Genomic DNA, 24,058 nt, shown 5'->3' with positions numbered 1-24,058 from the left:
ATCCGGACCTTCATTAAGCGCTGCGGATGAGACGCGCGCCCCATTTCGGTGATCGGATCTGCCTTCGAGTACGCGAAGGACCGCCGAAGGCGGCCGCAGACGTCGTGCCCAAGGAATCTTTCCATCAGGTTATTGACGGGTGAAATTCGTTCGTGCAAAATTCCGCTTCTAACGAAACGCGCCCGTAGCTCAGCTGGATAGAGTACCTGGCTACGAACCAGGCGGTCGGGAGTTCGAATCTCTCCGGGCGCGCCATTTTCGAAACAGGCTGACTTAGGTCAGCCTGTTTTTTTTCGTCCGCGATAAGAGGAGCATCGTTCCAGCTCTCATGCGGACAAAAAGAAGCCCCGCATTGCGGGGCTTCTTTCATCAACTGGCGGAGTGAGAGGGATTCGAACCCTCGATAAGGCTTTTGACCCTATACTCCCTTAGCAGGGGAGCCCCTTCGGCCACTCGGGCATCACTCCGGTTTTTGTCGCACGTTGCAGCCATGCTGCAGCGGCCGCCTAGGATAGCGGCTCACCGCGCAGGCGGCAAACAAATTCACTCCGAAGTGACGTTTTCAGACCCTGCAGGCGAAGCGATCTCTTCGCCGCGCTGGATGCGCTGGTAGATTTCTTCGCGATGCACGGCCACATCCTTGGGCGCGGTGATACCGATACGCACCTGGTTGCCTTTCACGCCAAGCACGGTCACCGTGACCGAATCGCCGATCATCAGGGTTTCGCCGACACGGCGGGTCAAGATCAACATGTTTCTTCTCCGTAATCCGGCAAAGGATAGTGCCGGGGGCGCGCCAGCCTTGTGAAAACCGGCCGACAGCTTCCTGGTACATTCATGAACCTAAAGCATGGTAGCGGCCGGAGGCACACGGCCGCAAGCGCTGAATGACCCCTTGACGGGTCAGGCGAGGCGTCGCTGGACCCATGCCGGAACGCCCTCAAGGGCCGCAGCAAGGGCGGGCCCGTCCTCACCACCACCCTGGGCGAGGTCCGGGCGACCACCGCCCTTGCCCCCGATCTGACCGGCGATATGTGACAGTAGTTCCCCCGCCTTGACCCGGCCGGTTGCGGCACCGTTCACGCCCGCCACCAGTGCGGCCTTGCCGTCCGCAGTGCCGGCGAGGACGATCACGGCGTCACCCAGCTGCTGTTTCAGGCGGTCCACGGCATCGCGAAGCGCCTTGGCGTCAAAGCCTTCCAGCCGTGACGCGAGTACGCGGACGCCCGCGATATCGACCGCCCCCCCTGCCAGGTCGGACGTGGCGCTGGAGGCCGCCTTTGCCTTCAGGGACTCCAGTTCGCGCTCGAGCTTCTTCTGCCTGTCGGCAAGGGCCCGGATCTTCTCGACCACTTCGCTGGCGTTCCCGCCCAGAAGGCCTGCAGCTTCGGACAGCCGGCGTTCCTCATCCGCCACGTAATCCAGGGCACCCTGCCCTGTCACCGCCTCGATGCGCCGCACCCCTGCGGATACGCCACTTTCACCGACCAGCTTGAACAGGCCGATGTCACCCGTGCGTCCGACGTGGGTGCCGCCACACAGCTCCGTGGAATAGCCGCCCATCTTCAGCACACGCACGTTCTCGCCATATTTTTCGCCAAACAGGGCCATGGCACCGAAATCCAGCGCCTCCTGCATGCCCATGTGATGCACTTCGGCCTCGTTGTTGGCACGGATCTGCGCATTGACGCGGCGCTCGATCTCGGCCAGCTCCGCGGGCGTCATCGGCTGGAAGTGGGAAAAGTCGAAGCGCAGGCGATCCGGCGCGACCAGCGATCCCTTCTGCTGCACATGGGTGCCCAGCACTTCGCGCAGTGCCGCATGCAACAGGTGCGTGGCGGAGTGATTGAGGATGGTGCTGGCGCGACGCGCCGCATCCACCGACGCCACGACGTGGTCACCCACCTTCAACGAACCCTTCGCGACGCGACCTGCGTGGCCGTGGAACTGGCCAGCGAACTTGAGCGTGTCCGCGACATCGAACTCGACACCCTGCTCGGCCAGCACGCCGGTGTCGCCGACCTGGCCACCGGATTCCGCGTAGAAGGGGGTTCGGTCCAGGATGACAACGGCCTCGTCACCCGCCTGCACCGCCTGCACCGGGCGCCCATCCTTGAGCAGCGCGACAATCTCCAGGCCGCCGGCATCAAGCTGGTCGTAACCCAGGAATCCAGTAGGCGAAAGCTGCGCCACCAGGTCGGCAGGCAGGCCGGTCGTCGAGGTGAACTTGCCGGCGGCACGCGCGGTTTCGCGCTGCTGCTCCATCGCGGCATCGAAACCCGCCATATCCACGGTCAACCCACGCTCGCGCGCGATATCCGCGGTCAGGTCGACGGGGAAGCCATAGGTGTCATAGAGCCGGAACGCATCGACGCCCGGGATCACGCCATCGGTGACGCGAGAAGCCACATCGTCAAAGATGCGCATGCCCGAATCCAGGGTCTCGGCGAAGCGCTCCTCCTCGGCCTTGAGTGCGCGCTCGACGAGCTCGCGAGCGGCGGGCAGTTCGGGATAGGCATCGCCCATCAGGTCCGACAGCGTGCCTACCATCCTGTGGAAGAACGACTGCCGCACGCCCAGCATCCAGCCATGGCGCAGCGCGCGGCGGATAATCCGGCGCAGCACGTAACCGCGCCCTTCATTGGAAGGCAGCACGCCATCGACGATGAGGAAGCTGCAGGCGCGGATATGGTCCGCGATCACGCGCAACGACTTGTTCTCGAGGTCGGCCGTGCCGGTCAGCTCGGACGCCTTGCGGATCAGGCCCTGGAACAGATCGATCTCATAATTCGTGTGGACATGCTGAAGCACGGCCGCCAGGCGCTCCAGTCCCATGCCGGTATCGACACAGGGGGCCGGCAGCGGTATCAGCGTGCCGTCGGGTTGCCGGTCGAACTGCATGAAGACGTTGTTCCAGATCTCGATATAGCGATCACCATCTTCATCCGGCGAGCCCGGAGGACCACCCGCGATGTGGTCGCCATGGTCGTAGAAGATTTCAGTGCAGGGACCGCAGGGGCCGGTATCGGCCATCTGCCAGAAATTGTCCGATGCGTAAGGGGCGCCCTTGTTGTCGCCGATGCGCACGATGCGTTCAGCGGGCAGGCCGATCATGTCATGCCACAGGTCGTAGGCTTCGTCATCGGTGTGATACACCGTGACCAGCAGGCGGTCCTTGGGCAGCTTCCAGACCTCGGTCAGCAATTCCCACGCCCAGCCGATGGCTTCCTTCTTGAAGTAATCGCCAAAGGACCAGTTGCCCAGCATCTCGAAGAAGGTGTGATGGCGGGCCGTATAGCCGACTGAGTCCAGATCGTTGTGCTTGCCGCCTGCGCGAAGGCAGCGCTGCACGTCGGCGGCGCGTACGTAGCTCCGCTTCTCCGCGCCCAGGAAGACGTCCTTGAACTGCACCATGCCGGAATTGGTGAACAGCAGCGTGGGGTCGTTGCCGGGCACGAGTGAGGCAGACGGCACGATGGTATGGCCCTTCCCGGCAAAGAAATCGAGGAAGTCCTGGCGGATCTGGCGGGTGCTGAAGGTATTGGGAGTGGTCATCTGGCAGGCATTGGCTGGAAGGCGCATCACCGCGCCGCGCTCTCCGCTACATGCGGGTGCGGCAGGGTGGAAGCAACCCAATGCCCTAGATTATCAGGCCGCTCCGTCCCAGTCCTCCGCCTCCAGCCGACTTGCGGCACGGATGGCGGCACCATCGAAGCCGCGCCGGATCAGGAAATCAGCGATCTTGCGCCGTTGAGCCTGGTCGATCTGGCGGGCTGGACCGAAACGACGGCGGACGAGGTCGCACGCCGCTTCGGTCCAGTCGCCATCGAAGGTGGCCATGGCCGCCGCCACTGCCTCACGGTCCAGCCCATGCGTGGACAGCTCAGCCCTGATCCGTAGCGGACCATAACCACCCGAGGCCCGGCTGCGGACAAGGGCCTCCGCAAAGCGCGTGTCGCTCTGCCAGCCCTCACCTGCCAACCGGTCCACGGCCGATCGCACATCGGCCGCTTCCACTCCACGGGACGTCAATTTTCGGGACAACTCCCGCCGGGAATGCTCCCGACGGGTCAGGAGTCCGAGTGCGCGCTGCAGGGGTGTCTGCTCGACCGGCTTGCGACGGCGGCGTCCCGCCCCCGGTGCATCTCCTGCTTCATCGACCACGACACGCGCCCATCTGACCTGCCGCGATGCTTATTCGCCGTCGTTGTCCGCACTTTCTTCGCGCTGCGCTTCAGCCGGCTGGAACTTCTCACGCAGTTCGGCTTCGAGCTTGGCGGCGATGGCGGGGTTCTCGCGCAGGAAGGTACGGGAATTGTCCTTGCCTTGGCCGATGCGCTCGCTGCCGTAGCTGTACCAGGCGCCCGCCTTCTCCACCAGCTTGGCTTCCACGCCCATGTCGATCAGTTCGCCTTCACGACTGATGCCTTCGCCGTAGAGGATCTCGGTGACGACCTGCTTGAACGGCGGCGCCAGCTTGTTCTTGACCACCTTGATCTTGGTCTGGTTGCCGATGATCTCGTCGCCCTTCTTGATGGCACCGATGCGGCGGATGTCCAGGCGGACTGAGGCGTAGAACTTCAGTGCATTGCCGCCGGTGGTGGTCTCCGGGCTCTGGCCGGGCATCATCACGCCAATCTTCATGCGCAACTGGTTGATGAAGATGACGGTGGTGTTGGAGCGCTTGATGTTGCCGGTGAGCTTGCGCAGGGCCTGGCTCATCAGGCGCGCCTGCAGGCCGGGCAACTGGTCGCCCATCTCGCCCTCGATTTCAGCCTTCGGGGTCAGCGCCGCGACGGAGTCGATGACCACGATGTCGATGGATCCGGAGCGCACCAGCATGTCGGCGATTTCCAGCGCCTGTTCGCCGGTATCCGGCTGCGACAGCAGCAGGTCATCCACGTTCACGCCGAGCTTGGCGGCGTAGATCGGGTCCAGCGCATGCTCGGCGTCGATGAATGCAGCCGTGCCGCCCTGCTTCTGGCACTGGGCGATGGCCTGCAGGGTCAGCGTGGTCTTGCCCGAGGATTCCGGACCGTAGATCTCCACCACACGACCACGCGGCAGTCCGCCGATGCCCAGGGCGATGTCCAGCATCAGCGAGCCGGTGGGGATGATTTCCACGGGCTCGATGACCCGGTCCCCCATGCGCATCACCGAGCCCTTGCCGAACTGGCGCTCGATCTGGGTCAGTGCGGCGGAAAGGGCGCGCTTCTTGTTCTCATCCATTGTCGTGGTCCTAGTCAAGGTGGTCAGGTGCGATCAGTGTGGGGAGCGGCCATCGCACAGGCTGCGACGGAACGGGCATGGGAGAAATTAGTTGCTCGCGGGGGCTGCGGGGATCGGCGCTCGCCGCAGTGGGAGGTCGGGAAACACCGTGCTTCGATGCAGGAAGGCATCTCGACCGATCTAGCGCCATGCGTCACCGGTTCGGCCTCACCAGCCCGCAGTACAGGCCTTCGATGGCGAAGTCCTGGTCGGGCAGCACCTCGATGGGGGCATAGTCGGGATTGCGTGGCAGCAGACGGATGCGGTCCTTGCCGATCTTCAAGAGCTTGACGGTGATGGCGTCGTCGATCCGCGCCACTACGATCTGGCCGGAACGGGCGTCGCGCGTGCGGTGCACCCCGATCAGATCACCGTCGAAGATGCCCTCGTCGCGCATCGAATCACCCTTGACCTTCAGCAGGTAGTCCGGCGCGGGTGCGAAGAAGGCGCGATCCAGCAGCACGTAATCGTGGTGCCCTGCGTCCGCGCCGATCGGCGAACCCGCCGCTACCTGCCCCAGTACCGGGACACGCAGGCCGTCTTCATTGGCGGCGGGAAACGCAAGGTCCGACTGGGGGGGCAACGGCGCCTTGAGCAGGCGGATGCCGCGCGCGCGGCCGGGGACCCGTTCGATGGCCCCCGCCTGTTCCAGCGCCTCCAGGTGGTACTGGGCGGCACGCACGCCCTTGAAGCCGAAGGCCTTGGCGATTTCCGCCTGCGACGGCGGCATGCCCTCGGCTTCCAGCCGTTCGGCAATCAGGGCGAGGATGGCGTGCTGGGTATCGGTCAGGTCCATGGTTAGTAGTAATACTACTAACTTCGCCGATTCGCAACCAGGGGAGCGCTAGCGCCTCCCGCTGCGCAGGATTGAGAACAGGATCCACACACCGCACAGCGCGGCGCCGAGGAAACCCAGCACGCCGAGCGCCATCAGCCACCGGTTGGAAACACCTCCGCCCACGCTGTTCATCACGATCGACGAACCGATGATCAGGGCGGCCGTGATGATGCCCATCGTCAGGCGGTTGGCAGCCCGGTCAACCTGCTCGCCAAACACCTTGAGCGTATCGACCTCGATGTGCATCTGCAGCTTGCCGCGCCGGGCCGACTGCAGCAGCCGATGCACGTCGCGCGGCATGTCGCGCAACAGGTCCACCAGCCCGGACAACGTCCGTCGTCCGCGCCTTACCAGGACATCGGGCGCATAACGCTCCAGCATGGCGCGCTCCAGGTAGGGGCGCGCTTCGCTGGCCATGTCGAAATCCGGGTCGAGCTGGCGCCCCATACCTTCCAGGGTCAGGAACGCCTTGATCATCAACGCCAGGTCCGCGGGCAGGCTGAGGCCGTGCTCGCGCAGCATCGCGGTGACGTCGCCGAGCATGGCACCCATGCGCAGGTCCTTCAGCGGCACGCCGCGATACTGGTCGACGAAGGCACCGGCGGACTCCTGCAAGCGCAGTTCGTCGACGTCGTTGTTTTCCTCGGTCCAGTCGGACAGGACTTCCGCCACGGCTTCCGGGTCGTGTGCGACCAGGCCATGCAGCAGGCGCACGATCTGGAATCGGCGCTGCTCGGTGACCCGCCCGACCATGCCGAAATCGATCACGCCAATGGCACCGTCCGGCATGTAGAAGATGTTGCCGGGGTGCGGATCAGCGTGGAAGAAACCGTCCTCCAGCACCATCTTGAGCACGATCCCCGCCCCGGTGCGCGCGAGCTGCCTGCGGTCCAGCCCCGCCGCATCCACGGCGGCGAGGTCGCGCCCGGGAATGCCGTCCAGGCAGGCCTGCACGTTGAGCCGCTCGCAGGTCCACTCCCAGTAAACGCGCGGGATCACGATGTCCTCGCGGCCGGCGAAATTCTGCGCGATGCGCTCGGCATTGCGGCATTCCGCAGCGAAATCCAGCTCGCGGCGCAGCGAGGCGCTGAACTGCTGCACGATGCGCTGGGGATGGTAGCGGCGCAGTTCGGGAAGATTCTTCTCGACGATGACGGCCAGGTGTTTCAGCAGCCGGAGATCGGCTTCCACCGTGTCGCGGATGCCGGGGCGGCGTATTTTCAGCACCACCGCGCTGCCGTCGGCCAGCCACGCGCGGTGTGCCTGGGCCAGTGAGGCGGCAGCCAGGGGCTCCTGCTCGATCCGGTCGAAGACCGCTTCGGGATCCGCCCCCAGGTCTTCGCGCAGTTGCGGCAGCACGTCCTCCCATCGCAACGCAGGCACGGCATTCTGCAACCGGCAGAGTTCGTCGATCCACGTGGGCGGCAACAGGTCTACCCGGGTGGCCATCACCTGGCCCAGCTTCACGAACGTGGGCCCCAGGTCCTGCAACGTGCAACGCAGCCGCGCAGGCACGTCCATGCGCAGGCGCCCTTCCTCGACCGCCTGCCAGTGCAGCAGGCGCCCCGCCTTCTCCAGCACGCCAGCCATGCCGATGCGCTTGACGACATCGCCGAAGCCCCAGCGGATCAGTACCGACGCGATTTCCTGCAATCGGCCCAGATCGCGCACCGTGCCCAGCGTTTCCCACATCACCGCATTCCTCCGCGGCGGATAACCGCGATCACAGCCTTTCCAACCCGTCGAGCGCGGTCGCTACCGTCTGCCGGCGCACGGCATCGCGATCACCCGAAAACTGGAAAACCTCGGCGCGCGCATAGCCGCCCCGCCGCTTCCAGCCGATCCAGACCGTACCCACCGGCTTGTCCGCGCTACCGCCGCCCGGGCCGGCAATGCCGGTCACGGCGACCGCGACGCTGGCACCCGAACTCACCAGTGCGCCGGACACCATTTCGATCACCGTCTCGCGGCTGACCGCGCCATGCGTCTCCAGCGTCTGCGGCCGCACGCCCAGCAGGGCCTGCTTGGCTTCGTAGCTGTACGCCGCCAAGCCGCAATCGAACCAGTCCGATGAGCCGGCGATATCGGTGACGCACTTGGCGATCCAGCCCCCCGTGCAGCTTTCCGCCGTGACCAGATGATCGCGGCCCTGCCTGAGGCGTTCGCCCAGACGGTGGGCCAGGACGCGCAGTTCTTCATCGGTGGGGACGGACATCATCGGTTCCGGCTGGGGGGCGTGCGTGTTGTAGCCGATTTGTCCGGCGCTGTCGCCCCGCCATGCCGCCCCAAAAGAAAACGGCCCGCCTGGGAGGCGGGCCGTTCGCGATGTTCTGCGAAGGGGATCAGTAACGCACGCGCAGGGTCACGCCATACATGCGGGGTGCGCCGAGGAACGCATTGAAGGTGTTGAACGGGTTGTTCGGCGCCGGCGAAACATTCTGCAGCGGCCCATCGAAGCCGACCTGCACGTAGTCCTCGTCGGTGATGTTGGTGCCCCAGAACTCCAGCATCCAGCGCTGGTCCTGCGCGCCGATGCCGAACCGTGCGTTGGCCACGGCGTAGGCATCCTGCATCTTCTCCGGATCCAGATCGGAACCGGTGTTGTACTTGGACACGTACTTGGCCCCGATGTTGAAGCGCGCCATCAGGCTGCCGACGTCCCATTCGTAGGTCAGCGACGCCGAACCGGACCACTTCGGCGCGAAGCTCATCTGCGCGCCGGGCAGCTTGTACAGCGCACCCGTGGGCGCCACGAAATCCCCGCCCGGGATGCTGTCGCCATACTGCGTGTCGGCGTACATCAGGCCGCCCTGCAGCATGAGGCCGCGGATCGAGCGCGGTTGCCACATCAGCTCGGCATCCAGACCCTGCGAAGTGACTTCCGGGATCGAGCGCACCACGAAGCTGGTGCCGAGGAAGCTGTTGAGCTGGAAGTCCTCGTACTTCTGGTGGAACAGGGTGGCGTTCAGCAACAGGTTGCCATCCAGCCACGTGGTCTTGGCGCCCAGCTCGTAGCTGTCCACGAACTCGCCTGCGAACGAAGTGTCGAGCACCGGCAGGATGCCCGTGCCGCCACTGGACAGGCCGTTGGACGACTGCACGCGATCGAGGTTGAAGCCGCCGCCCTTGTAGCCGCGCGCGAACGAACCGTAGGTCATGACGTGCTCGTTCCAGCGGTATGCCGCCTTCAGCGTGCCGGACCATTCCTTCTCTTCACGCTCCTGCACCGTGTCGCGCGTGGGCGCGTTGTGCAGGGGGTTGGCCCACGGCAGGCAGCCGTAGCCGACCACCGTCGGCGCCGCAGCCACCGCCTGCGCCTGCGACAGGCCGCGCGCCATCAGCGCACCCACGACGCCGGCCTGGTTGGCCAGCATCGCGCCGCAGCCCGCACCGCCGTTGGGGTTGCTGTAGTTCGACACCAGCGTCTTCTTCTCGCGGGTGTAGCGCAGGCCCAGGGTAAGGTCGAGCGCATCCGTGGCGTGCCAGGTGTTGTTGGTGAACAGCGCCGTGCTCTTGGCGCTCTGCTCGTAGGTATCCAGCGCCCCCAGGCCGGCGAACACGGTGCCGAACGGGCGGCCCGTCGCCTGCGACAGGAACAGCGGCGCGGTCGGCGACTGGCCCAGGGCCGGATTGATGATCGACAGCAGCGCAACCGACAGATAGGGCTCGTAGTGCGAGCCGATGCGATAGGTTTCGGTACGGTCCAGGTCCTCGTCGGTGTAGAACGCACCGACCATCCAGTCGATGTGGTCGTTGCCGCCCGTCAGGCGGAACTCCTGGCTGAAGGTCTTGAAGCCGGTGAAGGACTCGTCCTCGTCTGCCACGCGGTACAGGATGTCGGCCGTGCTGAAATCGTAGTCCAGGCCGTTGATTGCCTCCCACTCGCGCTGTGCGGTGATCGATGTCAGCGTGGCGCCACCGAACCAGGACGAATCCCAGTTAACCTCGACCGCCACGCCGTTTTCCTTGATGTCCTGCGTGGTCGGACGGTTGCTGTAGGCCACGCGGTCGAACGGATCGTCGCCCGGCGCGGCAACCGCCTTGCCCCCGACCAGGGCGTTGAGGATCGCGGCCGTGGCACCCACGGTGGTCTGCACCGCCGCGCAGCAGTTTTCCTCACGGCTGGTGAAGTCACCGGACACCAGGATTTCCAGGTTCTCCGAGGGCTCCAGCAACAGCTTGCCACGCACTGTGTGGAAGTTCTGGTCGTTGTCGTCGGTTTCCTGGCGTGGGCCGTTGCCCGTGCGGACATCCATCCAGCCGTCGCGCTTGCGCTTGGCCGCATAGATGTTGAATGCACCCGCTTCGCCCAGCGCGTCGTTGTAGCTGGCGGACACGCCGATCGCGCCGTAGTTGCCGACCGTGACCTCGCCTTCCGCACTCTGCGTGTAGCTCGGGCGACGGGTCACCACATTGATGACGCCGGCCGAGGTGTTCTTGCCGAACACCGTGCCCTGCGGCCCCTTCAACACCTCGATGCGTTCAAGTTGCCCCAGATCACCGAAGCCGACGCTGTTGCGCGGACGGTACACGCCATCGATCACCACGCCGACCGATGATTCCAGGCCGACGTTGTCGCCCACCGTACCGACGCCGCGGATACGGGCGGTGGTGATGGCTTCACTCTGGGTGCTGGTGACAGTCAGGCCGGGCACGAGGACCTGCAGGTCCTTGATGTCGCGCACGCCGGTGTCCTGCAGAAGCTGTTCGGACACCGCCGTCACCGCGATCGGCACGTCCTGCATGGCCTCCTCGCGCTTCTGCGCGGTGACCGTCATGGTCGCCAGGGTGGTGGGTTCTTCCTCTGCCGCGGGTGCGGCCTGCTGCGCATACGCATGCGAGCTGGCGCAGAGCGCGGCGAAGACGGCAAGTGAAAGCGCTTTGTGCCTGGGCGATGCGGTGACCATGTTCTCCCCTCCAAGGGTCATGTGCTGGCGACGGGTGCTTGTGTGTTTCCGGATGTAGCGTGCAGTGATGCCGCTGTAGCGAACGCAACTCCCCTTGCGTCAACGCGAAATTAACACCCACTTCACAGCACGGCATTCTGCACTGCGTCGATACGCAGGCCATCACTTTGGCATGGATAAGTCACTGATTTTCCGAACGATCGTGCGGAACTTCGATTACGCCGGGTGCTGCTCGCTGTGCCAGCCCCCTGTTCCACTCCGCGGCCACGCACGCCCAGCCGCTACAATCAGCACCCTTTCGCACTTCCCCTCCCCACAGGCCTCGTGAGCAAAGACAAGTCGGAACACACGCCCCTGATGAAGCAGTTCTTCGCCGCCAAGGCGGAGTACCCGGACCTCCTGCTGTTGTTCCGGATGGGCGACTTCTACGAGCTGTTCTACGACGATGCCCGCAAGGCGGCCCGGCTGCTCGACATCACGCTGACCCAGCGCGGGAGCTCGGGTGGTGCGCCCATCCCGATGGCGGGCGTACCGGTCCATGCCTGCGAGGGCTACCTGGCCCGGCTGGTGGCGCTGGGCGAATCGGTGGCGATCTGCGAGCAGATCGGTGATCCGGCGCTGGCAAAGGGGCTGGTCGAACGGAAAGTGGTGCGCGTGGTCACCCCAGGCACCGTGACCGACGAAGCGCTGCTCAACGAGCGTCGCGATACGCTGCTCATGACCGTCGCGCGCGGCCGCTCGGGCTATGGCCTTGCATGGGCAGACCTGGCCGGCGGTCGCTTCATGGTCAATGAGGTGGACAGCGACGACGCCCTGGAGGCCGAACTCTCGCGCCTGGAGCCGGCCGAGCTGCTGGTTCCCGACGAAGAAGGCTGGCCGGCATTCCTGCAGCAGCGCACGGGCGTCCGCCGGCGCGCGCCCTGGCTGTTCGATCCCGACAGCGGCCGGCGGCAGCTGCTGAACTTCTTCGGCCTGCACGATCTCAGCGGCTTCGGCATCGACGACAAACCGCTCGCCACGGGCGCTGCGGGCGCCCTGCTCGGGTACGTGGAAGAAACCCAGAAGCAGCGCCTGCCCCACCTGACCGCGATCGCGGTGGAATCGGCCGGCGATGCCATCGCCATGAATGCGGCCACGCGCCGCCACCTGGAACTCGATACGCGCGTCGACGGCGACACGCGGCACACGCTGCTCGGCGTGCTCGATTCCACCATCACCCCGATGGGGGGGCGCTTGCTGCGTCGCTGGCTGCACCGGCCACTGCGCGACCAGCGTGTGCTGGGCGAACGCCACCAGGCCGTGGCCACGCTGATCGAACACGGCACCGACCGCGAACTGCGGTCGGGCTTCCGTGCGCTGGGCGATGTGGAACGCATCCTCACCCGCGTGGCATTGCGCTCCGCGCGGCCGCGCGACCTGTCCACGCTGCGCGACGGCCTTGCCCTGTTGCCGGACGTGCGTTCGCACCTGCTGCCACTGGACGCGCCGCGCCTGCAGGCGTTGGCCATGGCGCTCGGTGAGCATGCCGATACCGCCTCGCTGCTCCTGGCCGCCATCGCACCGCAACCGCCGCTGAAACTCAGCGATGGTGGCGTGCTGGCCGATGGCTACGATGCCGAACTGGATGAACTGCGCCAACTCAGCACCCACGCGGACCAGTTCCTGATCGACCTGGAGACCCGGGAGCGTGAGAGCAGCGGCATTCCCACGCTGAAGGTGGGCTACAACCGCGTGCACGGCTACTACATCGAGATCAGCAAGGGCCAGGCCGACAAAGCACCGGTGCACTACACCCGACGGCAGACGCTGACCGGCGCCGAGCGCTACATCACCGAGGAGCTCAAGCAGTTCGAGGACAAGGTGCTGTCGGCGCGCGAGCGCTCGCTGTCGCGCGAGAAGCTGCTGTACGACGCGCTGCTGGACACGCTCAACGAGCGACTCGAACCGCTGAAGCGCTGTGCCGCCGCGCTCAGCGAACTCGATGTGCTCACCGCCTTCGCCGAGCGGGCGCAGGCGCTGGACTGGACCCAGCCGGAACTCAACGATGTGCCGGGCCTGCGGATCGAGCGCGGCCGCCACCCCGTGGTGGAAGCCGTGCGCAAGGAACCCTTCGAGCCCAACGACCTGCACCTGCACGAAGACCGACGCATGCTGGTCATCACCGGTCCGAACATGGGCGGCAAGAGCACCTACATGCGGCAGAACGCGCTGATCGTGCTGCTCGCCCACATCGGCAGCTTCGTGCCTGCCTCGCGCGCCGTCATCGGCCCGGTCGACCGCATCCTGACCCGCATCGGTGCGGGCGACGATCTCGCACGCGGGCAGTCCACCTTCATGGTGGAGATGGCGGAGACCAGCTACATCCTGCACCACGCCACCGCGCAATCGCTGGTGCTGATGGACGAAATCGGCCGCGGCACGTCGACCTACGATGGCCTGGCACTGGCCGACGCCGTCGCACGCCATCTGGCCGCGACCAACCGCTGCCACACATTGTTCGCCACCCACTATTTCGAGCTCACTGCGTTGGCCAACGAAACAGGCAGCGGCATCGCCAACGTGCATCTCGATGCCGTCGAACATGGCGATACGCTGGTCTTCATGCACGCGGTGAAGGAAGGCGCCGCGGACCGCAGCTTCGGCCTGCAGGTGGCCGCCCTCGCCGGTCTGCCGAGGACCACGCTGCAGCAGGCCCGTCGCCGCCTGGCCGAACTGGAGCAGCGCGGCCGCGAGACGCACGCCTCGGACATGGCTCCCCTGGCACTCGATGCACCGCAGCAGTTCGCCTTGTTTGCTGCCCGGCCTTCGGCCGCGCAGGAAGCGCTTGCCGCGATCGATCCCGACGAACTGACGCCCAAGCAGGCACTCGAAGCCATGTATCGGCTGAAAGCCCTGCTCTGACCGTTTCGCGAGAACCCCGCGAACGCCATTGGCTGATCCGGTGCATGCCGGCAGGCAGCAGTACAGTGGGTCGCGCACGCTCGTACAACATCCGCGTAACGTGCGCGGCGTATCGTCGTATGCGCCGCCCGGGGATCGTCGATTGCGCAATGCACCATTGAATCGCGCTATCGAACTCTTCGTCACAAACGATTTTCATTGATCGTTCGCATTGCCTAGTCTGGTCGCCATCCGCCAACGCCCGCAGGACGTCAGCCATGTGCATGCCCGCCATCCGGTACGCCCCGCACGCGCCCACCGTCTCGAAGAACCGCTGGCCAGTTTCGCTCCCCACCCTCCAGCACACGCGGCCGCCCCGCGCCGCTCGCGCGCCGCAGGCATGGCGACCGCAGTCGCCCGCTTGATCCGACTCCTTCCCACCCACACCCGACGGCAAAAGGAAGCACACGCATGACCACCGAATCGAAGTGCCCGTTTCACCAGACCGCTGGCGGCGGCACCGGCAACCGCGACTGGTGGCCCAACCAGCTGCGCGTGGACCTGCTCAACCAGCATTCCTCGCGTTCGAATCCGCTCGACGGCGGTTTCGACTATGCCGAGGCCTTCAACAAGCTCGACTACCACGCACTGAAGAAGGACCTGCGCGACCTGATGACCGATTCGCAGGACTGGTGGCCGGCCGACTTCGGCCACTACGGCGGTCTGTTCATCCGCATGGCCTGGCACAGTGCAGGCACCTACCGCATCGGCGATGGGCGTGGTGGTGGTGGTCGCGGGCAGCAGCGTTTCGCGCCCCTCAACAGCTGGCCGGACAACGTCAGCCTGGACAAGGCGCGCCGCCTGCTGTGGCCGGTCAAGCAGAAGTACGGGCAGAGCATCTCCTGGGCCGACCTGATGATCCTGGCCGGCAACGTGGCGCTGGAAACGATGGGCTTCCGCACCTTCGGTTTCGGTGGTGGCCGCGAAGACACCTGGGAACCCGACCAGGACGTGTACTGGGGTCGGGAAACCACCTGGCTCGGCGGTGACGTGCGCTATGCGCATGGTTCCGAAGGCGTGGAGAAGCCGGCCGATGAAGGCGTGCTGGTCTCCGACGACGATGCCGACGGCGACGTGCACTCGCGCCGGCTGGAGAACCCCCTGGCCGCCGTCCAGATGGGCCTGATCTACGTCAACCCGGAAGGTCCCGATGGCAATCCCGATCCGCTGCTGGCCGCCAAGGACATCCGCGACACCTTCGGCCGCATGGCGATGGACGATGAGGAAACCGTCGCCCTGATCGCAGGTGGCCACACTTTCGGCAAGACCCACGGTGCCGGCCCGGCCGACAACGTGGGCGCCGAGCCGGAAGCGGGCGATCTGGAGCAGCAGGGCTTCGGGTGGCACAACAAGTTCGGCAGCGGCAAGGGCCGCGACACGATCACGTCAGGCATCGAAGTGACCTGGACGCAGACGCCGACGCTGTGGAGCAACAAGTTCTTCGAGAACCTGTTCGGCTTCGAATGGGAACTGGAGAAGTCACCGGCCGGCGCGCACCAGTGGGTTGCCAAGGACGCGCCCGAGGATGTGCCGCACGCACACGACGCATCGAAGAAGCAGCGCGTGAAGATGCTGACCACCGACCTGTCGCTGCGCTTCGATCCGATCTACGGGCCCATCTCCAGGCGCTTCCTGGAGAACCCGCAGTCCTTCGCCGATGCCTTCGCGCGCGCATGGTTCAAGTTGACCCATCGCGACATGGGGCCGCGCGTGCGCTACCTCGGCCCGGAAGTACCGAAGGAAGAACTGGTATGGCAGGACCCGCTTCCCAAGGCGGACTACGCCACCGTGGATGCGGCCGACATCGACGCATTGAAGACGAAGATCGCAGCGTCGGGGCTGTCGGTACCCGAACTGGTCTCGACGGCCTGGGCGTCTGCCTCGACCTTCCGTGGCGGTGACAAGCGTGGTGGCGCCAATGGCGCGCGCATCTGCCTCGCCCCGCAGAAGGACTGGGCCGTCAACCAGCCCGGGCAGCTGGCGAAAGTGCTGAAGACCCTGGAGCGCATCCAGATGGAGTTCAACCTCGACGCTGCCGGCGGCAAGAAGGTCTCGCTGGCCGACCTGATCGTGCTCGCCGGCGGCGTTGGCGTGGAGCAGGCGGCGAAGGCCGGCGGCATCGATGTCAGCGTGCCGTTCCGGCCCGGCCGCACCGATGCGCGCCAGGACCAGACGGACGTCGAATCGTTCGCCGTGCTCGAACCCTTCGCCGATGGCTTCCGCAACTATCTCAAGGGACGCTCGGTGGTGCCGGCCGAACACCTGCTGGTGGATCGCGCCCAGCTGCTGACGCTGACGGCGCCGGAGATGACGGCCCTGGTCGGCGGCCTGCGCGTGCTGGGTGCGAATGCCGACGGTGGCAGCGAGGGCGTGTTCACCGACAGGCCGGGCGTGCTGAGCAATGACTTCTTCGTCAACCTGCTCGACATGGGCACGGAATGGAAAGCGACCGGCGCGAACCGCTATGAAGGCCGCGATCGCAAGACCGGGGCCGCGAAATGGACCGGTACGCGCGTGGACCTGGTGTTCGGCTCGAACTCCGTCCTGCGCGCGCTCGCCGAGGTTTACGCCAGCGCCGACGGCAAGGAAAAACTGGCAAAGGACTTCGTCGCCGCCTGGACCCGGGTGATGGAACTGGACCGCTTCGACCTCAAGTAAGGCGATCGACCGGATCAGCGTTTGCGTCGCTCTGTCAACGCCGCATGCCCCGAAAGGCATGCGGCGTTGCTGTTTCCGTCGGTCGGCCGACCACTAGTGTGAGTCGGCGACGGGTCACATTGGCGCTAGCATGATGCGCCGCTTCCCACCGCGTCCAGGAGGACGACCGCACCATGAGCAACGCATCCCTCGCAGAAGACCTCTTCGCCCAATTGCAGGGCGCGCCGCTGCAGCAGGTGTCGCAGCAACTGGGTATCGGCCAGATGCAGGCATCCAGCGCCATCGGCGCCGCACTCCCGCTGCTGTTGGGCGCATTGGGTCGCAACGCGGCACAGCCGCAGGGTGCGGAGGCACTCTTCGGTGCCCTGCAACGCAACCACGGCGGGCTGGACATCGGCAGCGTGCTGGGCGCGGTGCTGGGTGGCGCTTCTTCGCCGCAGGCCAACGGTGCGGGCATCCTCGGGCATGTCTTCGGCGGCCAGCAGAACCGTGCAGAACTGGGCCTGGGCCAGGCGACCGGGCTGGGTGGCGAACGTGCAGGCCAGCTGTTGAAGATCCTCGCCCCCATCGTGCTCGCCTTCCTCGCCCAGCGCATGAGCCAGGGCAGCGCGCAGAACAACCCGCTGGGACTGGCTGAAGTGCTGGGACAGGAACAGCGCCAGGTGCAGCAACAGGGCGGTCTGGGCGGCGGATTGCTTGGCGCCGTGCTGGACCAGGACGGCGATGGCCAGCTCGGCCTGGGCGATATCCTCAAGATCGGCAGCGGCATGTTCGGCGGCGGACGCTGATCCGCTTCCACGTAGCGCACAGTTGCAACCAGGAAGGGCGCCATCGGCGCCCTTCTTCCGTTTCAGGCGCGGGTATCGCTACAGCGCATCGATGTCGCCCAACGCACGGATCAGGCGACGCGCGCGCTTGTCCGGTCGCGACTGCGGCGCCTGGTAACCGGCACGCTCCGCACGGCGCGCCGCAAGTGCGGCCTCACGCCGTTGCCTGGAGGCTGCCGATTCGGAATACAGCGCCTGCGCCACCGCGGCCGAACCGCGACGGTCACTCAGCGCAAGCACCTCGATCTCGAAGACCTCCTCACCTCGCGTGATCACCAGCACATCGCCCACGCGCACCGCACGCGACGACTTCGCGCGCTGCCCGGCCGCGTCGACCTTGCCGGTCTCGACCGCCTGCTTGGCCAGGCTTCGGGTCCTGAAGAAGCGTGCTGCCCAGAGCCAGAGATCCAGGCGCACGGTTGCAGTGGGGAGTTCAGTCATCGTGATCGAGGAACAACAGGTGCATGAGCGCCATGCCGCGGCGCCGGGATTCCGCCGCCGGAAACGCGAACGGCCACCCGGAGGTGGCCGTTCCTGCAGCGCTATCCAGCCAGCCGTTACTCGGCGGCGGAAGCCGCAGCAGCGGCGGCCTGGCGGGCGACCTTGGCGGCGGCGTTGGCAGCCAGATCTTCCTTGATGCGGGCGGCCTTGCCTTCCAGTTCGCGCAGGTAGTACAGCTTGCCGGCGCGGACCTTGCCGCGGCGCTTCACTTCGACCGAGTCGATGGTGGCGCTGTGGGTCTGGAACACGCGCTCGACGCCGTAGCCGTGCGAGATCTTGCGGACGGTGAACGCGGAGTTCAGGCCGGCGTTCTTCTTGGCGATGACAACGCCTTCGTACGCCTGCACGCGCTCACGGTTGCCTTCCTTCACTTTCACGTTGACGACCACGGTGTCACCGGGGCCGAACGCGGGCAGCTCGCGCGTGATCTGGGAGGCTTCGAATTCCTGGAGGAGCTTGCTCATGTTGGCACCAATGCTTGTATGCGTGATTGTGTCTTGCGACAACGAAAACTGATGCAGTCGCCGAATTGCGCCGCACGATATTGTTATGGGATCCGGGGGCGTGAACCGCCCAAGGGTCGCGCATTCTACCGGATTCCCGGCCGGACTGGCTACCCTGCCCCGTCCCTGCCGGCCTGACCTGCCCGGAAGGCCGCCAGCAGGGCCTTGTCGGCCTTGGTCAGGCCCGCCTCGTCCAGCAGGTCGGGCCGGCGCAACCAGGTGCGCCCCAGCGCCTGCTGGCGACGCCAGCGGGCGATGGCGGCATGGTCGCCGGATCGCAGGACCGCCGGGACGTCACCCAACGGGTGGCTGGACGGGTGGGTGAAATGGGGGCAATCGAGCAGGCCATCGCCTTCGAAACTGTCCTGGATGGCCGAATCCGCATCGTTCAGGGCACCGTCCTGCAGACGGCCGACCGCGTCGATGACCACGGCGGCCGCCAGTTCTCCCCCGGACAGCACGTAGTCGCCGATGGACAGTTCCTCGTCCACCTCGGCATCGAGGAAACGCTCGTCCACGCCCTCGTAGCGGCCGCACAGCAGGATCATGCGCGGCAGCGCGGCCAGTTCGCGCGCCTTCTTCTGGGTCAACGGCGCACCCTGGGGGCTCAGGTAGATCAGTGGCGCCGGCGCGGCATCCGCGGCACGGACCGCCTCCAGGCAGGCCTGCAGCGGCTCGATCATCATCACCATCCCGGGACCGCCACCGAAGGGACGATCATCCACGCGGCGATAGCCGCCGCTGGCGTAGTCGCGCGGGTTCCAGCCATGCAGCGACAGCAGCCCGCGTTCCTGCGCGCGCCCGACCACGCCCACGGCGGCGGCCTGGGCGATGAACTCGGGGAACAGGGTCATGACGTCGATACGCATGGCGATCGGCTGCAACTTGGTGGGGACGCAGGGTAACCGCCACGGCGGTCGCCCGCGAGGCGGCTAGAACTCGGGATCCCAGTCCACGGTGACCACGCCCGCCTCGAAATCCACCGAGCGGACGTAATCGGGATCGACGAACGGAATCAGGCGCTCGCGGTCGCCCCGCGCGACCAGCACGTCGTTGGCACCGGTCGAGAACAGGTGCGAGACGGTGCCGAAATCGGTGCCGTCCACGTTGACCACGCGCAGGCCTTCCAGGTCGACCCAGTAGAACTCGCCGGCACTCGGCGGCGGCAAAGACGACCGCGGGACGAAGATCTCCAGTCCGCGCATGGCCTCCACCTCATCACGGTCTTCCACGCCCGGCAGCGTGGCCACCAGGTGCTTGCCCGATGCCTTGCCACGGGCCCCCGTGAATTCGCGTTCGGCGCCGCTGGCGTCGCGCAGCGTCCACGGCTGGTAGCGGAAGATGGCCTCGCGCGGCTCGGTCCAGGATTCGATCTTGATCTGGCCACGCACACCAAAAGCGCCCAGAAGCCTTCCCAGCAGAATCATCTTCTGCGGGGTCGGTGGGCGCTCGGTGTTCATGCGGACGGAAGGCCGCGCGGTCTGCGCGGCCAAGGCCATCAGGCCGCCGGAGCGGTCTTGATTTCCTTGTACAGGTTGCGGACCTTCTCGGTCAGCTGCGCACCGTTGCCGACCCAATGGTCGACACGGGCCACGTCGAGTTCGACGCGCTTTTCGTTGCCGGCGGCGACCGGGTTGTAGTAACCCACGCGCTCGATGTTGCGGCCGTCACGCGCGCTGCGCGAGTCGGTGACGATGATGTGGTAGAAGGGGCGCTTCTTCGCGCCGCCGCGGGTGAGACGGATCTTGACCATGGTGTTTTCCAGTGTTGCCCAGTCGCCAGAATGGCGAGGTAAGCCGGCTATTCTAAGCCATTGAATCGGTCAGGAAAACCCACCCCCGGACAGGTCGCCCGGACGGTCAGGCCAGCGGCTCCCAGGGCACGGCATCCAGCGCCTTCTTCAATACCCCCATGAGGGCGGTATCAAGGCCCCATGCGACGCCATCGACGGCCACCACCGGCTGCAGGCCACTGGCATTGCAGGCGAATCCAGTCCGATACCGGCCCAGTTCGGCCAGCGGGATAGGCCCGCACCGCTGCGGGACGCCCACCTCTTCCAGCGCCTGGCGCAGCAACCGCTCGGCCGTGCCGCGCAATGCCGGCCCCTCGGGCCAGGTCACTGTTTCTCCGTCCCACAGGCCCAGGTTCCAGATCGACCCCTCGACCACCTGCCCGGCCGGATCGACGAACAGTGCGTCGTCGTATCCGTCCGCCACCGCCTGGCGGCGGTAGTGGAACAGCGGGAAGGTGCCCACGTGCTTGTACTGCGGCAAGGGCCGTACGAACGGATAGGACTTCACCCGCAGCGCGGGCTTGTCCGGCGATGACGGCGGCGCCAGCGACACCAGTACGTCGGGGGTGACGCTTCGCGCAGGATCGCGGTAGTCGAACCGCGTGGAAAATACGGTGATACGCACCGACGCATCGCGCAGACCAGCCTGCTCCATCACCTGCGCGGCCTGCTTCAACGCATTGTCGCCGTCCAGCCCGCTGCCGAACAGCGCGAGCGTGGCCTCTTCCAGTCGCCGCACATGCAGCGCACGTCCCTGCACCGCGCCATCGCGCACCTGCATCGAAGTGAAATGGCCATAGTTGGCCAATGCCAATGCGCGCAGGTCGTCGGCGGTGGCGGGTTTGCCGTTGAGGAAAACCGAGGTCATGCGGGCGCCTTCTGATTCCCTTGTAGGAGCGACGTCAGTCGCGACCGCATGCCAACAGAGCGCATGGTGCTTCGTTCTCGCGGTCGCGACTGACGTCGCTCCCACAACAGGCAGAAAGCCTCAACGGAACGGCATGCCGCCGCGCGCGCCCATCATGCCCTTCATGTTGCGCATCAGGCCCTTCATGCCGCCGCCGGCCAGCTTGCCCATCATCTTTTCCATCTGCTGGTACTGCTTCATCAGCTTGTTGACGTCGGCCGGGGTCAGGCCGGCGCCCTTGGCGATGCGGGAACGGCGCGAACCGTTCAGCAGCGCGGGATTGCGGCGCTCCTTCTTCGTCATCGAGTTGATGATGGCGATCATGCGCGGCACTTCCTTGCCCTGCTGCACCTGCTGCTTCACGTGCTCGGGGATCTGGCCCATGCCCGGCAGCTTGTCCATCAGGCCGCTGATGCCGCCCATGTTTTGCATCTGCTCCAACTGGTCGCGCATGTCGTTGAGGTCGAACTTCTTTCCCTTGATGACCTTGGCCGCCAGCTTCTCGGCCTTCTCGCGATCGACGTTCTGCTCGACCTGCTCCACCAGCGACAGCACGTCGCCCATGTCGAGGATGCGGTTGGCCACGCGCTCGGGGTGGAACACGTCCAGCCCGTCGGGCTTCTCGCCCACGCCGATGAACTTGATCGGCTTGCCGGTGATGTAGCGCACCGACAGCGCCGCGCCACCGCGCGCATCACCATCGGTCTTGGTCAGCACCACGCCGGTCAGCGGCAGCGCTTCGCTGAAGGCCTTGGCGGTGTTGGCGGCGTCCTGGCCGGTCATCGCGTCGACGACGAACAGCGTTTCCACCGGCTTCACGGCCGCGTGCAGGCCCTTGATCTCGGCCATCATCGCTTCGTCGATCGCCAGGCGGCCGGCGGTATCGACGATCAGCACGTCGACGAAGGACTTCTTCGCATCGTCGATGGCGGCGCGGACGATGGCTTCCGGCTTCTGCCCGGCATCGGACGGGAAGAACAGCACGTCCACCTGCTGGGCCAGCGTCTTCAGCTGCTCGATCGCGGCCGGGCGGTAGACGTCCGCGCTGACCACCATCACCTTCTTCTTGCGCTTCTCGCGCAGGTGCTTGGCCAGCTTGCCGACGGTCGTGGTCTTGCCCGCGCCCTGCAGGCCGGCCATCAGGATGACGGCGGGCGCGGGCACGTTGAGGTTCAGGTCGCTGGCCTGCGAGCCCATCACCGCGGTCAGCTCATCGCGCACGACCTTGATCAGCGCCTGGCCCGGGGTCAGCGACTTCAGCACTTCCTGGCCGACGGCGCGCACCTTGATCCGCTCGATCAGCGCCTGCACCACCGGCAGCGCCACGTCGGCTTCCAGCAGGGCAATGCGGACTTCGCGGGTAGCCTCGCGGATGTTCTCCTCGCTCAGGCGGCCGCGGCCACGGAGGCGTTCGATGGTGCCGGAGAGGCGCTGGGTCAGGGATTCGAACATGGGGGAAGGGACCGGGGAAAATCGGACCGGAATTATATGCGGTCGCGCCGCGCCCGCCCCCTGCCTTCCTGCCGGCCCGCTGTGCGACACTGCTCCGATGACAGTCATTCTCATTGCCGTCGCGCTTTACCTGTTCGCCACCGGCCTGCTGGTCCGCTCCGTCGGCCGCGATCCGGGCGAAGGCATGCGCCTGTGGCTGTGGCCCGCGGTCGGCGGCGTGCTGCTGCATGGCGCCTACCACCTGCTGGTGGCCTGGCGGACGCCGGGCGGCCCGGACATGCACTTCTTCGCGGCCCTGTCCCTGGTGGCGCTGGGCATGGCGGTAATGACCCTGCTGGTCGCCATCCAGGGCCGCATGGCCGCCCTCGGCGTGGTGGCGTTCCCGCTGGCCGCGTTGCTGCTGGTGGTCTACCACCTGTACGGGCACCGGGCCTCCAGCGGGCTGGACTGGCGCCTGCAACTGCACGCCTGGCTCGCGCTGCTCGCCTACGCGGCGCTGGCCATCGCCGCCTTGCTGGCACTGATGCTGTGGGCGCAGGAACGCGCCCTGCGCCGGCGCGAGTTCCACCTCTGGCTGCGCGCCCTGCCACCGCTGACCGAACTGGAAGACCTGCTGTTCCGCACGATCACGGTCGGCTTCATCCTGCTGACCGCCACGCTGCTGACCGGCGTGCTCTTCGTCGAGAACTTCCTGGTCCAGAAGCTCACCCACAAGACCGTGCTGAGCGTGCTGTCGTGGCTGACCTTCGGCGCCCTGCTGGTCGGACGCTGGCGCTACGGCTGGCGCGGTGCGAAGGCCGTGCACTGGACGCTGACGGCCATGGCGCTGTTGCTGCTGGCGTTCTTCGGCAGCAAGTTCGTGTACGAGATGGTGCTGAGGCGGGCTTGAGTACGCCGCTGGGCGACCGGATCCTGAAGGTCGATCACGCGGGCGAACACGGCGCGGTCAACATCTATCGTGCACAGATCCTGGTGTCGCAGCGGACCGCGCCGCAGCGGGTGCCACTGCTCCGGCATTTCCTCGATCACGAACTCGGTCATCGCACCCTGTTTCACGATCGCCTCCAGGCACGCGGTGTCCGTCGCTGCCGCAGCTGTGCGGTGTCGGCGGCTGGACGTTGGGACTGGTGACCGGCCTGCTGGGGCCATCCGCCATCGCGGCCACCACGTATGCCGTCGAAAGCGTGGTGCTGCAGCACCTGATGGCGCAACGGCAGCAGCTCGCGTCCACCGACGCGGATGCCTTCGATGCGGTGTCTCGCATCGTCGTGGAAGAACAGGAGCATCACGATCACGGTCGTGACGCGATGCACCCCGGCGCTTTCTGGCCGCCGATCCTGACCCCGATCGTGCGCGTCTCGACGGAAGCGGTGATCTGGCTGGGAATGCGGCTCTGATGCTCGTCGCGACCTGCTTCTTGTAGGAGCGACGTCAGTCGCGACCGCACGGCTGACGCGCGCGCCAA

General features: G+C 66.2%; 19 protein-coding genes, 2 tRNA genes and 1 pseudogene. 6 read left to right on the top strand and 16 right to left on the bottom strand.

Annotated elements, in window-relative coordinates:
• The first annotated feature begins 178 nt into the window (after positions 1 to 178).
• Positions 179 to 255 (top strand) — tRNA-Arg (locus tag AC3DET_RS08655).
• Positions 256 to 374: 119 nt separating this feature from the next.
• Here the strand turns inward: AC3DET_RS08655 and AC3DET_RS08650 are convergent.
• The 9 genes from AC3DET_RS08650 to AC3DET_RS08610 form a co-directional block, all read right to left on the bottom strand.
• Positions 375 to 467: transfer RNA gene (locus tag AC3DET_RS08650), tRNA-Ser, on the bottom strand.
• Positions 468 to 543: 76 nt separating this feature from the next.
• Positions 544 to 753 (bottom strand): carbon storage regulator CsrA, encoded by a 210-nt coding sequence (gene csrA, locus AC3DET_RS08645; protein ID WP_142124622.1) that lies wholly within the window; start codon positions 751 to 753, stop codon positions 544 to 546.
• A gap of 150 nt (positions 754 to 903) precedes the next feature.
• Positions 904 to 3,555, bottom strand: a complete 2,652-nt coding sequence (gene alaS / locus AC3DET_RS08640) for an alanine--tRNA ligase (RefSeq protein ID WP_488391359.1) — start codon at positions 3,553 to 3,555, stop codon at positions 904 to 906.
• A gap of 93 nt (positions 3,556 to 3,648) precedes the next feature.
• A complete protein-coding gene (gene recX, locus AC3DET_RS08635; protein WP_446538627.1) occupies positions 3,649 to 4,164 on the bottom strand; it encodes a recombination regulator RecX in 516 nt (171 codons plus the stop codon).
• Positions 4,165 to 4,194: 30 nt separating this feature from the next.
• Entirely contained in the window at positions 4,195 to 5,229 is a 1,035-nt protein-coding gene (recA, locus tag AC3DET_RS08630; RefSeq protein WP_192201519.1) for a recombinase RecA, read from the bottom strand.
• A gap of 193 nt (positions 5,230 to 5,422) precedes the next feature.
• Positions 5,423 to 6,064 carry a transcriptional repressor LexA gene (gene lexA / locus AC3DET_RS08625; RefSeq protein WP_337731107.1) on the bottom strand — a complete coding sequence of 214 codons (642 nt, stop codon included), beginning with the start codon at positions 6,062 to 6,064 and terminating at the stop codon, positions 5,423 to 5,425.
• Between the two features lie 48 nt (positions 6,065 to 6,112).
• The gene (locus AC3DET_RS08620) at positions 6,113 to 7,798 is read right to left on the bottom strand and encodes an ABC1 kinase family protein (protein ID WP_488391358.1); all 1,686 of its coding nucleotides are present in this window, start codon (positions 7,796 to 7,798) and stop codon (positions 6,113 to 6,115) included.
• A gap of 31 nt (positions 7,799 to 7,829) precedes the next feature.
• A complete protein-coding gene (locus tag AC3DET_RS08615; protein WP_142124366.1) occupies positions 7,830 to 8,321 on the bottom strand; it encodes a CinA family protein in 492 nt (163 codons plus the stop codon).
• A 127-nt stretch (positions 8,322 to 8,448) separates the two neighbouring features.
• Entirely contained in the window at positions 8,449 to 11,013 is a 2,565-nt protein-coding gene (locus tag AC3DET_RS08610) for a TonB-dependent receptor (protein WP_337731110.1), read from the bottom strand.
• 357 nt (positions 11,014 to 11,370) lie between these two features.
• On the opposite strand from AC3DET_RS08610, the gene mutS reads away from it, so the two are divergent.
• From mutS to AC3DET_RS08595, 3 genes are all read left to right on the top strand, one after another.
• A complete protein-coding gene (mutS, locus tag AC3DET_RS08605; RefSeq protein ID WP_488391357.1) occupies positions 11,371 to 13,914 on the top strand; it encodes a DNA mismatch repair protein MutS in 2,544 nt (847 codons plus the stop codon).
• Positions 13,915 to 14,364: 450 nt separating this feature from the next.
• On the top strand, positions 14,365 to 16,611 hold the full coding sequence (gene katG, locus AC3DET_RS08600; protein ID WP_488391356.1) for a catalase/peroxidase HPI: 2,247 nt from the start codon (positions 14,365 to 14,367) through the stop codon (positions 16,609 to 16,611).
• Positions 16,612 to 16,784: 173 nt separating this feature from the next.
• Positions 16,785 to 17,399: a DUF937 domain-containing protein gene (locus AC3DET_RS08595; protein ID WP_192201526.1), complete on the top strand. Its 615-nt coding sequence runs from the start codon at positions 16,785 to 16,787 to the stop codon at positions 17,397 to 17,399.
• A gap of 78 nt (positions 17,400 to 17,477) precedes the next feature.
• On the opposite strand, the gene AC3DET_RS08590 is transcribed toward AC3DET_RS08595, so the two are convergent.
• From AC3DET_RS08590 to ffh, 7 genes are all read right to left on the bottom strand, one after another.
• A complete protein-coding gene (locus tag AC3DET_RS08590) occupies positions 17,478 to 17,879 on the bottom strand; it encodes an RNA-binding S4 domain-containing protein (RefSeq protein ID WP_192201527.1) in 402 nt (133 codons plus the stop codon).
• 116 nt (positions 17,880 to 17,995) lie between these two features.
• The gene (rplS, locus tag AC3DET_RS08585; RefSeq protein WP_192201528.1) at positions 17,996 to 18,403 is read right to left on the bottom strand and encodes a 50S ribosomal protein L19; all 408 of its coding nucleotides are present in this window, start codon (positions 18,401 to 18,403) and stop codon (positions 17,996 to 17,998) included.
• 149 nt (positions 18,404 to 18,552) lie between these two features.
• Positions 18,553 to 19,311: a tRNA (guanosine(37)-N1)-methyltransferase TrmD gene (trmD, locus tag AC3DET_RS08580; protein ID WP_488391355.1), complete on the bottom strand. Its 759-nt coding sequence runs from the start codon at positions 19,309 to 19,311 to the stop codon at positions 18,553 to 18,555.
• A gap of 63 nt (positions 19,312 to 19,374) precedes the next feature.
• Positions 19,375 to 19,902, bottom strand: a complete 528-nt coding sequence (rimM, locus tag AC3DET_RS08575; RefSeq protein WP_488391354.1) for a ribosome maturation factor RimM — start codon at positions 19,900 to 19,902, stop codon at positions 19,375 to 19,377.
• Between the two features lie 38 nt (positions 19,903 to 19,940).
• Positions 19,941 to 20,195, bottom strand: coding sequence for a 30S ribosomal protein S16 (gene rpsP, locus AC3DET_RS08570; protein ID WP_142124374.1), 255 nt, complete (start codon positions 20,193 to 20,195; stop codon positions 19,941 to 19,943).
• Positions 20,196 to 20,301: 106 nt separating this feature from the next.
• Complete coding sequence (locus tag AC3DET_RS08565) at positions 20,302 to 21,102, bottom strand: aminotransferase class IV family protein (RefSeq protein ID WP_488391353.1); 801 nt, start codon at positions 21,100 to 21,102, stop codon at positions 20,302 to 20,304.
• A gap of 120 nt (positions 21,103 to 21,222) precedes the next feature.
• Positions 21,223 to 22,593 carry a signal recognition particle protein gene (gene ffh, locus AC3DET_RS08560; protein WP_337731116.1) on the bottom strand — a complete coding sequence of 457 codons (1,371 nt, stop codon included), beginning with the start codon at positions 22,591 to 22,593 and terminating at the stop codon, positions 21,223 to 21,225.
• Positions 22,594 to 22,690: 97 nt separating this feature from the next.
• On the opposite strand from ffh, the gene AC3DET_RS08555 reads away from it, so the two are divergent.
• Positions 22,691 to 23,482: a cytochrome C assembly family protein gene (locus AC3DET_RS08555; RefSeq protein WP_488391352.1), complete on the top strand. Its 792-nt coding sequence runs from the start codon at positions 22,691 to 22,693 to the stop codon at positions 23,480 to 23,482.
• Positions 23,479 to 23,990 (top strand): annotated as a pseudogene (locus AC3DET_RS08550) (demethoxyubiquinone hydroxylase family protein). Before AC3DET_RS08555 ends, AC3DET_RS08550 begins: the two are co-directional and overlap by 4 nt.
• Positions 23,991 to 24,058 lie beyond the last annotated feature (68 nt).

The sequence above is a fragment of the Pseudoxanthomonas sp. 97-1-1 genome (genome assembly GCF_057773125.1).
This window is presented reverse-complemented; position numbering and strand designations above follow the sequence as displayed.